Source organism: Ruegeria sp. CDSA033, from assembly GCF_059612305.1.
Window position 1 is genome coordinate 1 of record NZ_JBXWQI010000025.1, and the last position, 12657, is coordinate 12657.

The 12657-nt window shown below is 55.4% G+C and carries 10 protein-coding genes, 1 pseudogene and 1 riboswitch; of the genes and pseudogenes, 3 read left to right on the forward strand and 8 right to left on the reverse strand.

Going from position 1 to position 12657, the window contains the following annotated elements:
* Positions 1-51: 51 nt before the first annotated feature.
* Positions 52-399, reverse strand: coding sequence for a transposase (locus tag AC2FLA_RS20240; protein ID WP_496724734.1), 348 nt, complete (start codon positions 397-399; stop codon positions 52-54).
* 653 nt (positions 400-1052) lie between these two features.
* On the opposite strand from AC2FLA_RS20240, the pseudogene AC2FLA_RS20245 reads away from it, so the two are divergent.
* Both AC2FLA_RS20245 and AC2FLA_RS20250 read left to right on the forward strand, forming a co-directional pair.
* A pseudogene (locus AC2FLA_RS20245) lies at positions 1053-1673 on the forward strand (CoA ester lyase); the annotation flags it as partial.
* A 246-nt stretch (positions 1674-1919) separates the two neighbouring features.
* On the forward strand, positions 1920-2885 hold the full coding sequence (locus tag AC2FLA_RS20250; protein WP_496724736.1) for a GlxA family transcriptional regulator: 966 nt from the start codon (positions 1920-1922) through the stop codon (positions 2883-2885).
* A 31-nt stretch (positions 2886-2916) separates the two neighbouring features.
* On the opposite strand, the gene AC2FLA_RS20255 is transcribed toward AC2FLA_RS20250, so the two are convergent.
* From AC2FLA_RS20255 to AC2FLA_RS20285, 7 genes are all read right to left on the reverse strand, one after another.
* Entirely contained in the window at positions 2917-4785 is a 1869-nt protein-coding gene (locus AC2FLA_RS20255; RefSeq protein WP_496724738.1) for an adenylate/guanylate cyclase domain-containing protein, read from the reverse strand.
* Between the two features lie 66 nt (positions 4786-4851).
* Positions 4852-5544: a thiamine ABC transporter ATP-binding protein gene (locus AC2FLA_RS20260; RefSeq protein WP_496724740.1), complete on the reverse strand. Its 693-nt coding sequence runs from the start codon at positions 5542-5544 to the stop codon at positions 4852-4854.
* Positions 5531-7078, reverse strand: coding sequence for a thiamine/thiamine pyrophosphate ABC transporter permease ThiP (locus AC2FLA_RS20265; protein ID WP_496724742.1), 1548 nt, complete (start codon positions 7076-7078; stop codon positions 5531-5533). Before AC2FLA_RS20265 ends, AC2FLA_RS20260 begins: the two co-directional genes overlap by 14 nt.
* Positions 7054-8034 (reverse strand): thiamine ABC transporter substrate binding subunit, encoded by a 981-nt coding sequence (gene thiB / locus AC2FLA_RS20270; RefSeq protein WP_496724744.1) that lies wholly within the window; start codon positions 8032-8034, stop codon positions 7054-7056. Before thiB ends, AC2FLA_RS20265 begins: the two co-directional genes overlap by 25 nt.
* Before the next feature lie 33 nt (positions 8035-8067).
* Positions 8068-8173: riboswitch (TPP riboswitch) on the reverse strand.
* 137 nt (positions 8174-8310) lie between these two features.
* Complete coding sequence (locus AC2FLA_RS20275) at positions 8311-9675, reverse strand: ArsB/NhaD family transporter (protein WP_496724746.1); 1365 nt, start codon at positions 9673-9675, stop codon at positions 8311-8313.
* Positions 9676-9699: 24 nt separating this feature from the next.
* Positions 9700-10188: a CBS domain-containing protein gene (locus AC2FLA_RS20280; protein ID WP_496724747.1), complete on the reverse strand. Its 489-nt coding sequence runs from the start codon at positions 10186-10188 to the stop codon at positions 9700-9702.
* A 320-nt stretch (positions 10189-10508) separates the two neighbouring features.
* Complete coding sequence (locus AC2FLA_RS20285; protein WP_496724749.1) at positions 10509-11273, reverse strand: enoyl-CoA hydratase; 765 nt, start codon at positions 11271-11273, stop codon at positions 10509-10511.
* 476 nt (positions 11274-11749) lie between these two features.
* Between AC2FLA_RS20285 and AC2FLA_RS20290 the strand changes: the two genes are divergently transcribed.
* Positions 11750-12535 carry a HalD/BesD family halogenase gene (locus tag AC2FLA_RS20290; RefSeq protein WP_496724751.1) on the forward strand — a complete coding sequence of 262 codons (786 nt, stop codon included), beginning with the start codon at positions 11750-11752 and terminating at the stop codon, positions 12533-12535.
* Positions 12536-12657 lie beyond the last annotated feature (122 nt).

Sequence of the window (12657 nt, forward strand, 5' to 3'; positions counted from 1 at the left end):
CAGGTGCCCGAAGGTCTTCCTGTCAGCAATCGCCCTCGCAGCACTCGTTATCTATTGGCTATGAGTCCTGACCCTAACCAAATGCCCGGGACGGCTCCCTTTTGCTTGGCCCATTTTACTTCGGGGCTGTAGCCAATAATGGAGAGGCATCGCCACGTCCGGTTGCCTATCTTTAATGTACGCTCCCAGTTGCGGCTTGCCGCGTGTTGAATGCTGGAGTGGGGTCAAGCCTACTCGTGTTGCAAAATCGCAGCCTCGTCTAAATGCCGAATGTGGGGGAGCAATTACAGCAATCGCTGTCGCAATAGTCTGGCCAACGTCTGGTATCGAGGTCAACCTCTGACATATTTTCCTTGGCACGCTGAGCGATTTGCGCCTCCAACTGTCTGAAACGGCCATTCAAAGTGTCAAGCGTAACGACAAAAAAATGCTCAGGAGAGGACGGGACATCGCCGGCAATTCAATGGCCCCATCTTCGACCGCAGAAACAAGTTTACGGACATGTGTTGGGCCTTTCGCAACCACAAACCCGAACTCGGATAAATGCCCGCGCAAAGCATTGATGAACTGCGCGCGATGCCGGACCAACAGATCTCGCGCTTGAAATCCAGGGCCGCTGCTTGATTGCCTTTGCTAAGGACCTGCACAAGTTGCATCGTTGGTCGCAGCGCTACCTCGCAAATGGCTTCAGCGCTGATCGCACCACTCTTGATGCGTTTCACAAACGGTTTGACATATTTGGGCGCGATCAACTGAACCGTATGTCCGAGGGCTTCAAACTCGCGCCCTTAATAATAGCTCCCGGAACATGACTCCATCGGGATGGTGCACGATGGCAGTGCAGCAACGAGCGATAGAAGTTTGTTACGTCCTTGTTGTTTAAAACACATCACCTCTCCTGTTTAGCTGCATCTATGTAGTTGAACTCAATATTCGCCAGATCTATTCCGATAAGGGCAAAATCCGCCAATTTGTAAACTTCCTGATGGCTTCCATCTCCAAGACCTAACACATGAGAGATCAAGTAAAATCCATTCGATCAATGCCGCGCACTGGTAACTCAGATCGAGGATGCCAAGGGATTTAATGAGCGGATCGGATTCGAGCGCATCATCTAAATTGCATTGGGCATGTAGAATTTCGTTGAGCTCGCTGCAGTTTCGAAATCCAATGAAAGTCCGCATTTTGGTGTTGCCGACTACGCCGCATTAACCCGTACGCGGACGACGATCAACTGCGGTGTGAACCGTATTATTCTTTCATAACAGATGTGGATGCTGATTGGTGGCTGTCTGATCCATTGGGGCGATGTTCGACACAATGTATTGGCTTAAAAAGTCGGCACAGCACGCGCAAACGGGTTACGTCAGGTTGACGAGCCCCTAGGTGGTTTTCGGGATCCTGACGGTTATTGCACGACAGCGAAAAGTGCAGCCGTTTTGGGTTATGATTGTAGATGGAAAATCCACCTGAGCCAGATTGCATTGGTCAATGAGATCATATCCCCAACTGACACCGAGGTGACCAAGGCTCAGCGCATTCTTATTGCCATGTCCCATGCCGAAGCCTCGGGGAAGGGGGCTGCGTCCTTGGACGGCCTGCTGATCGATTACGCATCGATCCGTCAGGCAGAAGTGTTGGTCGAAAGAACCAGCCAAATGGCGGCAGCATAAGCCATCGTAAGCATTGCGTTTCTGTGCGCAGGGCCGTCCGGTTCCCGCAGTTCGGCGTGTACGGTTGTCGTCGGAAGAGTTCGGTCGCGATAGCCTCTGCGATCGGGCACGCGGACTTGCTCCTTGCTTTCATTCCTGTGATCGGTTCAAACTAAGCCATCGCCAATTGATGTTCGGCTGCCCTAAAGACGAAGCGGGTCTAAAAAGGGGCTATCGCGCTGATAAAGAACAACAAGATCTCGTCGAATGTTAGCACCCACAGACAAATCGAAGACCGAACAGCAGATAACTTTCGAGATTTTTGTTCAGGCGGAGTTTGCTTACTTGGAGCTGTCGTCCATCATTGCCGTTTTGCAGACGGCAAATGACGTTCTCAACCGCGATCTCTTTCGGTGGCAGATTACGTCGGACACGCCCGGTCTGGTTTCCAGCTGCTCAGACCTGATTGTACGTGCAACGCCTGCCATCTCTGACCAGTATCTGAGCGACTGCCTGTGTGTTGTGGGCGGTCAGTTGGGAGATGTCAGCACATGGCTGCGACGCGTCCGGGCAATGCAAAAACACAAACGACCGGTTGCCTTGTTTTCGGACGCGGCACGCGAATATATCAAGGCGACAGTGCAACAATCCGGGCCGGTCACGGCACATTGGCGCGACATAGGTTTACTGCGTGAGATTGGGGATTACCCCATGCTTTCTGAAAGTCTTGTTGCCCGAAATGGAACAGTGCTGACTTGCGCCGGACACTGTCATACCGCCGAGGCGATCATCGGCATTCTAGCTGAGGTTCTTGAGCCTCAGGACAGGGCTGAACTGGCCTGTCAATTGATGCTGAACGACGTTCGGGGCCACGCGCAAGAACAACCCAAAGGCCTGAGCGCGAACCCGAATTTCCTGGAAAAGCGGCTGCAAAACGCGATCCGCATCATGGAGGAAAATACCGAGCACCCGTTGCCAACGGCCAGTCTTGCCCGCCGTGTGGGCGTATCTACCCGGCAGTTAGAGCGTCAGTTCATGCTGCACCTGAGCACATCGCCCGGAAAATTTTATAGAAAGATCAGGTTAAAAAAAGCGTTTACCCTGGTTTCGAACTCGCAAATGCCGATTATTGACATCGCCATTGCCTGCGGTTTTGCGTCAACCTCTACGCTTGCCCAGACATTCAAGGCCGAATACGGCAAAACCCCAAAGCAATTGCGGCGCACGGAGTGACCTTTATATGGGCACTGAAATTTCTGGCAGGTTATGCCGCGGGGCCAAGGGTCTTATCTGCATCGCAAAGGCGGTAGACATTCACTTTCCTTGAACGTCCTTTGACCGTGAATTCGCCGCAGTCGATCAGATGAAAAGCCGGGCTGATCAGTCGGGCTGTGGCATCGCTGATCAAAATCGTGGTTTGCTCGTCACTTGGCAGCTCGCCTACCAGGGTCTCGATCCGGGCACAGGTGTTCACTGTGTCGCCGATCACCGTGTAATTCATCCTGTCGACGGCCCCGATATTGCCGACAATCAGCGGCCCGGTGTGCACCGCGATTTTGACGCCGTACGCGACGCCAGCCTCAGCCAGAGATCGCTTGATTGCCATTGCAGCCCGGCAGGCGCGCTCGGCATGATCCGTCTGGTCCTGGGGCGCACCCCAGAACGCCATCGCCGCGTCGCCGATGTATTTGTCGAGCGTTCCGCCCTCGGATTCTATACAGCGGTTCAGGATCTCGAAATGCCGGTTCAACATTGCTGCCGTGGCTTGTGGTGTCATGGCCTCGGATGCGGGTGTGAACCCCACGATGTCGGCGAACATGACGGTCAGTTCGACTTCGCGCGGCAACACAAGGTTAGGGTCTCCGGTCTTTAGCATTTGCCGTACAAGGGTTCGGGGCAAATAAGTTTGAAACCAGCGCAGCCCGTCGAGCATCTTGTTGAAGGCCACAGCCTGAAGGTTCAGTTCTGAGACCCGAGAGGGGGGCAGGTGGTCGATCTGGTTCAGATTCAGCTCGCTGATTTTGATGGCTTCTTCGGTCGACCTGTGAATGGGTGCCGCCAATCGTCTGGCCAACACAAGCGCCGCAATGACCGAAGCGATCAGTAAACCAAGACTGACCAAGGCGGCATCACTCAGCCGGGACCATTGGTTGCTCCAATCGCTCAGTGGAGAATACTGCCCGATCACCCACGGCTCAGATCCGAAGCCGCTGACGATGCTTGTCAATACCAGGTGTTCTCCGTCCAGCGCCTCGACCACATATCCGACAAATGTTCCATCGTTGCCCTGAAACTCGGGTGGCTGCATCAGCATTTGTGAGATGACCGCGTCATCAAGTGCTGCGACCGAATGCAAGGGGGCGTTTGAGCTTAACGTGTTTGCAGACAGGTTCAGCAATTTGGGATGGGCCAGAACGCGGTTGTCACCGTACAGAACAAAACCGGTTGCCCCGTATTTCCCGCTTAACTCGTCGACCAGGCCCGAGAAATGGTGAACGGTAGAAGAAACGAGCACGGCCCCGAGGAAAATACCGTCTTTATAGGCAGGTACAGTCGCTGAGATATGTGTCCGGCCCTGGTCAAAGAAGGGTTCGTTCCAGAACAAACCATCATAGCCTTTAACATCTTTAAGATACTGAAGCGTGCCTGCAGCCGGAGGCTCGTATGACGTTATTAAACGTGGCCCCTCAACATCGGTGACATGTGTTGAAATGAACAGACTGCCGTCAGGATACACGATGGCAAGATCTGTCAGATACGGGACCGAAGCCACCACGCCTTTGAAGTAGGCTTTCAGAAAATCGGTGTCGTTCAGATCGACTTCACCCGTGCTTGCGTCTTCTTGTAGGGATTGTGCCAGTTCCTCGATCGGTGTCGTCAGGCTGAAGATATCGTCTTCGATGGATTCGACGATCATCGCGGCAGACGTATTCAACAGTTCCGTCGTGTTCTGAAAATTGGCATAAGTCGAAACCAACAGAACTGCACCGGCCGATATTGCCACCAGCCCGCCAATGGTCAGCGCCAGCAGAGTGGAAATTCGGATTTTCAACCTTGTCTGGCGGTTGCTTTGCGCCTGGGCGCTTTTGTCGATCACGCCAGTGTGCTGCGTATGCTTGTCTTCGTTGACCATCTTTGAACGATATTTAGCTTGGCGACCCGTTACAACGCCTCGTTGACGTCTGAGGCGGGATCACCGCTAGCCAAGATAGGCACGCAGGCTTGGCGGCGGGTTGTCAAAGAGTTCCGCTGTCTGAACGGGGGCATGCACCGTTTCGTCTGCAACAAGTACGGTTTGGTCGGCAATACGGCGTGCATCCTGCGGATCGTGGCTGACCATCAACAGGGTCGTTTGGGTTTCGGCCACCAGATCGGCCACCAAATCCAGCATTTCGGCTTTCAAGGCTGGTCCAAGGGCGGCAAACGGTTCGTCCAAAAGCAACAATTCGCGCCGCTGCACAAGTACGCGGGCCAGGGCAACCCGGCTTTGCTGTCCTCCGGACAGTTCCGAGGGTTTGCGCGCGCCCATACCATGCAAAGAAACCCGGCCCAGAGCGGACTGAACTTGAGTATCCTCGTCTTCGGACAACCGACCGTTTGGGCGCAGGCCCAGGGCGATGTTTTGTTCAGCCGTCAGATGCGGAAACAGGTTTCCGTCTTGAAACAGCATCGCCATAGGGCGCTTGCCGGGATGCAAATTGGAAATCTGTTGTCCACTCCAAAAAATCTGACCCTTTTTCAGATCCCGAAATCCAGCGATGGTCTCCAGCAATGTGGACTTGCCCGCCCCGGACGGGCCGACAATGGCAATGCTGTTGCCAACCTCGATCTGGATATCGGCGTTTAGGGTGAAATTCCCGTTTTCAATCACGCAGTCGTCAAGCTTCAGCATGCCAGCGCCCTCCTCGGTCCAATAGCCAGAATGCGCCCATGGACAGCAGCAACAGCAGTAGTGCCCCGCCGGCAGCAGCCTGCATCTGATAGGCACCCATCAAGCGGTAGATTTGCAACGGCAGGGTCGCGATCTGCGGATCGGCGAACAGTGCGATCACACCCAGATCACCCATTGACAGAGCCGCCCCAAGACCAGCGGCGAACCCGATCTGCGGACGCATGCGCGGTAGCAAGATGCGCGTGAAAAACGTCCACTTTGTCATATCCAATGAAAGCGCGAGACGTCCGTGCCTGGCGGTTATGTCGCGCGCCGCGGGGACCAAAATGCGTAAAGCAAAGGGCAGGGCCATTGCAGCATTCACCAAAGCAGTGACAGGCAGAGCCAATGTCGTCGGGTTTGCCAAAGGCCGGATTAAGATGAACAGGCCCGTACCGATCACCAGTGGTGATGCGGCCAAACCCAAAATGCCACTGAGTTCCACAAGCCCGTACCGGCCGCTCGCGACAGCGGTGGCCATAGGCAAAGCAAGCAAAAGCAGGACTGCGGTGCTTGCAGCGGCAACAAGGACCGAGATCAGCGCGGCCCGAAAAACGATTGCAGGCATGTCAAACAACCCGGCAGCTCCCGAAATTACGACCGATGCTAAAGGAAGCAGCAAAAAGACGGCCGCTGCGACGATCCAGAATACATCTATCATCGGCGCACCCCCGTCCCAGCGGCGCAAGGCGCGATCAAGGCCTGTTCCAAAACCGTCCCCGCGCGAAAACTTCAGCGCCACTAAAGCGGTCGCAGCTGTCAGGGCAAGTTGCAGGGCGGATAACAGCGCGGCGCGGCCCAGGTCGAAATCGTAGGTAAAAGCCTGATAGATTGCCAATTCGATCGTTGTAGCCCGTGGCCCTCCGCCCAAGGTGAGGGCAACGGCGAAGCTGGTCAGGCAGATGGCGAAGATTACTGCAAGAACCCCGGGCAGGGTCCGTTTGAGCATGGGCATCTCGATCAGTCGAAACATGGCCATGCCATTGCAGCCCAGTTGTGCGGCCAGGCGAAACCGTTCGGCAGGAATTTCCTGCCAGGCTTGCAACACAAGGCGCGTGGCCAGGGGCAGGTTGAAAAACACATGCGCCAGTACGACCCCATGCAAGCCGTAAATGCGTATGGGCGGCAGGCCGAAAATGCCAAGGATGTCCGAGATCCATCCCGACCGGCCAAAGACTTGCAGCAGACCCAGAATGGCAACGATGACCGGCAGGATGAAGGGCGCGCCCAAAAGCGCAATTAAAGCCCGTCGGCCGGGGAACCTCCGACGTGCCAAAGCCCGCGCAATCGGCACGGCCAACACCACGCTGAACAATGCGGACAGCGTGGCTTGGGTCAGCGTGAACCGCAGCGCAGCCCAGTCGGCGGGACTGAATCCGCCGCTGGTTTCAGCACGCAGCGCAACCGCCGCAAGGGTGCCCAGGATCAGCGCGGCGACCAGAGCCGCCGCACCGATACCGGGCCATGGGCTTACTGGCTGAGCGCGTTCTGCCATTCTGCCAGGGCCTGATCCCGCACGGCGGCGGCTTCATCGGGAGAGAACAGAAGCGACTTTGCCGGCACTGTCAGGGTGTCGAACCCTTTCGGTAACCCTTCTGCCGGGGTTACGGCCGGGTACATCCAGTTGGTTGTTGGAATGATCTGCTGGAACGCGTCTGAGACCATGAACTGCAAAAACTGATCCGCCAGATCGGCCTGATCTGTTGCGGCCAGTTTTGCAGCGACTTCAACCTGCAAGTAATTGCCTTCGTCGAAAGCTGACGCGGCTTTGCTGCCGTCATCCTCGGCGATCAGGTGATAGGCCGGAGATGTGGTGTAACTGAGAACCATGTCCGACTCGCCCTCAAGGAACAGGCCGTATGCCTCGGACCAACCTTTGGTGACCGTCACGATGTTGTCGGAAAGATCGGCCCAAATCTCTGGTGCTTCGTCACCATAAGCTGCTTTGACCCACATCAGCAGACCCAGACCGGGCGTGGACGAGCGAGGGTCCTGGATGATGATCTTGGTGTCGCTGTCCGCCAGCTCCCGGAAGTTCGCTGGCGCTGTCGCATCCGCTTTGTGAACAAAGGCGAAGTAGCCCCAGTCATACGGGGTGAACGTGTCATCGGACCACTCGATCGGCAGTGCGAAGTCGGCTGAGACGGAATTGGGCGCAAACAGGCCGGTTTCCCGGGCCGATGCAATTAGATTGGTGTCCAATCCAAGAACGACGTCCGCGTCAGAGTTTTCACCCTCAAGCCGGACACGCGACAAAAGCGCGGCACCATCTTCAACGCCAACAAGGTTCAGTTTGCAGTCGCAGACCGCTTCAAAAGCTTCTTTGACCTGCGGGCCGGGGCCCCAGTCAGATACAAAGCTGTCATAGGTGTAAACGGTAAGCTGAGGCTTGTCGGCGGCGATAGCCGAAGTTGCACTCAGAAGTCCCGCAGCAATTAGCAGATGTTTCATGTCATCCTCCATTGCGGCGAGAGGGCAAGGATGGATGAAACCGAAACCCTTCCCTCCGCCGGTTCTAGCCGGTTCAGGTTCTACGGGTTCGCTTGTTAAGCATCTCAGCGCGGCGGGCCGTGCTCCCCGAGGTGAGGCCGTCACTAAGGAGGATTGGCTAGAAAGACAACCAAATTCGGTGCCTCAGCGCGGTGCGTGTCGCATGCGGGCAAGTAAACCTGTCCGGAGTCGGACGCCCTTTGAACCTGTAATACGTTTGGTTCAAAGGGCCACAGGTCAGAAGTAACGCAGCCAAATATAGACGTTCGCGATCATCAGGGTCAGGATCATGATCGGGAATGCAATTTTGGCGAAGGCGATGAAGCCGATGGGCTGCTTGGCCTTTTCCGCAAAAGCAGCCACCGTAAGGTTGGCGCTTGCCCCCAACAGTGTACCGTTGCCGCCCAGACAGGCGCCAAGCGCCAGCGACCACCACAAGGGTTCAATCGCGTCTTCGCCGCCAAATGTATCCGCGGTGGATTCGATCAGAGGGATCATCGTTGCCACAAACGGGATGTTGTCCAGAATGGCCGACAGGATGCCAGAGGCCCAGAAGATGAAGAACGCGGTCCACATCATGTCGCCTTGGGTCAGCTCCAGCACTTTCTCACCGAAGAATGCCAGCAGTCCAACATGTTCGACACCGGCAACGATGACGAACAGCCCACCGAAGAAAAAGATCGTGACCCATTCGACTTCGCCAAAGATGTGGTGAACCGACTCGGACTGCTCTTCGCCGCTTTGATGTCCGTAAGCCAACAGCATCAACAGGCCTGCACCGGCCAACGCTGACGTACCCGGCTGAATGCCGTAGCTGTGCCCCAGCGTGAACCCCAGCAAAACCAGAGCCAAAACGGCCAGAGACTTGATCATCAAGACAACATCAGTGACCGCTTCGGATTCGTTGAACCCCATAATCCGATCGCTGGCCGATTTCGGAATGCGGGCCAGTTCCTTGCGGTTCATAAGGTAAATAATGCCGGTCAGGACAACCAGACATATGGCCGAGATAGGCGCCAGGTTCACCACGAAATCGTTGAAGCTCAGCCCTGCGGCCGAGCCAATGATGATGTTGGGCGGGTCACCGATCAGCGTCGCTGTTCCCCCCACGTTCGAGGCCAGGATCTCGGCGACAAAGAACGGGAACACACGCGTTTCTAGGGCTTCAGTGATCAGCAGCGTAATCGGGGCGATCAGCAAAACGGTCGTTACGTTGTCCAGCAGGGCCGAAAACACCGCCGTAATCAGCGTCAGCATGATCAGGATGCCGGTTGGATTGGCTTTCACCGCTTTTGCGGCCTTGATCGCTACGTATTGGAACAATCCGCATTTGCTGGTGATCCCCACGATGACCATCATGCCGATAAGTAGTGCCAGAGTGTTGGCGTCCACACCCGCCACGGCCTGTTCCTGATTGATGATGCCAAACAGGACCATCAGGGACGCGCCCAGCATCGTCAAAATGGCGCGGTTGACCTTTTCTGTGATCAGGACCGCATACACCAAAATCAGAATTCCGGTCGCGATCCAAAGCGGATCAATGCCCAATAGTTGTGGAACAGAGAGAGCGGCCTCTCCGTGTGACGTCGAATGCGTAGTCAAAGTTTTAGTCCGGTTTGTATAGGGTTAGCTGAGTGCGCGATCCAAAAGCGAGTTGGCGCTTACGGTGCCAACGAAACGGTTGGTTTCGGGCTCAACAAGAATCACGTGCCGTTTGTATTTGTAGATCAGGAAGATACCTTCCATCACTGGCGTGTCGGGTGCAGCAACGGGGATGTTCGAGGGCCTCGACATGTTGTCGCGAACCTTTTCGGTCTTCAGCCGCTCCATCTGTTGTTCGAAATCATCCCGCGTCAGGTTCATGAAGCTGAGCGAGTCGATCGCGACGCGCGACGCATCATCATTCAGACCGATTGTCGCCGCTTTCGGCAGGATCAGTTTCAGCAGCGTTGGGGCAGTAAAGACGCCAACATAAGTTCCGTCTTCAGCCACGACAGGCAGAAATCGTGCCCGGCTGCCCCTGATGATGTTGAAGGCCGTGGCGATGCTTTCATCCGGCAGAATGGTCTTTTGTACCTCAGACGGTACCATCACGTCATAGCAGGTTAGGCCCATGCTTTTCCTCTGACTTCACGCGGCTATCGGGTGAAACGCCATCCAACAGCCACAGGGCACGCCCTATTTCGGCTTGTTAAAGCGTGTCAGGGCGAATCAAAATTTGTTGATGCGCACTGATTCCATTGCCGGGCGGAATTGACCAGCCCGGTAATGAAATTAAGTCGATATCCTTCCGTTATTCGCCATGTAGGCCAATAACGGAAGGTTGGTTTCAGCTTGGGCTTGCGTCAGTGGCGTTTTGTGCCTCAGTTTCCGTTTCCGAAATAGTCGGGGCTGCCTTCGAGGCGAGGAAAGCCGTAGTCCCTCAAAGGCGCGGGTCAGCTGTAATTCGGTGCGCGTTTTTGCAGTTTGGCCGCAACGCTTTCGGCGAAATCCGGGGATTGTAGCTGCGCGGCAAAAATCTTGATTTCCGCGGCCATGTGTCCGGCCACTTTGTCACGCTGATTGCGGATCAGGGCCTTTGACTGTTTGAGCGCTACCGGGGATGAGGCTGCAATGGCTTTTGCGATCTCCTGGACTTTGCTCATCAACTCCCCGTCGGCAAAGACGCGCCCGACCAACCCATGGTTCAGGGCTTCGGATGCCGTCAGAACCCGCCCGGCCAGCAAGACGTCATTGGCGACAGCCATACCGAGGGACGCAGGCAGCAACATCGAAGAACCGGCCTCGGGAACCAGACCCAGTTGGACAAATGGAGCGCTGAATGTAGCGCTGTTCGCGGAATAGACCAGATCGCAGTGCAGCAGCATGGTCAGACCAACACCAATTGCAGATCCGTTGACTGCGGCGATCAGGGGTTTCGGACAATCCCGGATCGCATTCAGGAACCGAATAATCGGATTTTCAGCGTCACCCGCCGGAAGGCCCCCTGTCATAAAGTCCTGCAGATCATTTCCGGCTGTGAACATATCGCCTTCACCAGTGATGACCAGCGCCCGGGCTTGATCGGTTTGACCGTATTCTTCGATGGCTTCAGCTATCGCGGTATACATGGCAAAAGTGATCGCGTTTTTCTTGTCTGTGCGAGAAATCGTGACTGTGGTGACGCGATCCTGAGTGCTGACGATGATATGTTCGCTCATGGCGTTATTCCTTGGATGTCCGGCGGAATTTGTGCCGCGTCGGCTGTGGGTTTCCTGCATGTGGGCAAGTTCGTATGCGGGCAAATAGCCTGCGTCAACAAGTCAGGGCGGTTACCTCACGTCGCCGGGCGAGTGTGCCAGATTGATCCCCACTGCTGAATTCAGTGGTGCCTTAACTTTGCAGCGCCGTTACGAATTTTTTTTACATCTGGTGGAGATCTACGTCTTTTTGCGTAAGCTATCCGGTAACCCTGCCGCAAAGGGATCGGCGACATGCTCATCCTGATGAGGGTCTTCGACTTATAATCCATCGCCGCCATTTCTACTGAACAAGCGCCCCCAGGAACAGGCGCTTTCCGCCGGGCAATCCGTTTCCGGTCAGAGCTTTTGAAATTCTTATTCTCCCCAAAAAGGCTATCCATTGATAAAACCATGTTTCAAGCCCTGCTCAGGATAACAGGAAGGGAGGGTCGAAGATGCGTGATGTCTTAAACTTGGATTTGTATCCACTGGACCAGCCAGGCAGCATGGCCTGGCACAGCCTGATCGAACGCTGCAAAGCCGATCTTTCTGAGAATGGACTATTCAACTTGCCTGGCTTTGTTCGCGACAGCGCACTGGAATCGGCGGTGTCTGAGCTGCAACCGGTTTTTGCCGAAGAGGCTTTTGTCCATGCACGACGGCACAACATCTATTTCAGGAAGTCTATCGAGGGCCTCGGCAGCGGCCATCCGGCCCTGACCCAATTTGAGACGTCTAACAGGACGATTTGTGCGGATCAGATGGGGCAAGCCTTTGTGATCCGCCTGTACGAATGGCCGCCATTTGCGCAGTTTCTGGCTGCGGTCATGGAAAAGCCAAAGCTTTTTGTGATGGATGATCCGCTGGCCCGCGTGAACGTCATGGCTTACTCAGCCGGGCAGGCCCTGAACTGGCATTTCGACAGGTCCGAATTCACCACAACGCTGCTGTTGCAAGCGCCATCTGCGGGAGGTGAATTCGAGTACGAAAAGGACCTGCGTAGTGATGACAACCCGAATTACGATAGGGTGGCAGAATTGCTGCAAGGCCGGCGCAAGCCCACGCTCATGAAACTGCAGCCGGGGATTTTGAACATCTTCAAAGGCAAAAACACGGCGCACCGCGTTTCGCCTGTTCAAGGCGACCGCGACCGCATGATCGCCGTGTTTTCCTTTTATGATCGGCCAAACGTTCAGTTCACAAACGAAGAACGCATCGGGTTTTACGGGCGCGCGTCGTGAGCCGGGATTGCGCATGCCTGACCGGTAACCAGTGTCCGGATCGTTGATTCCGACACCGCTGCAGCCTCCGACTGCGTCGTTCTGTTGGGAATTCTAGAAGACATCTGGCTGAGTTTCCAAGC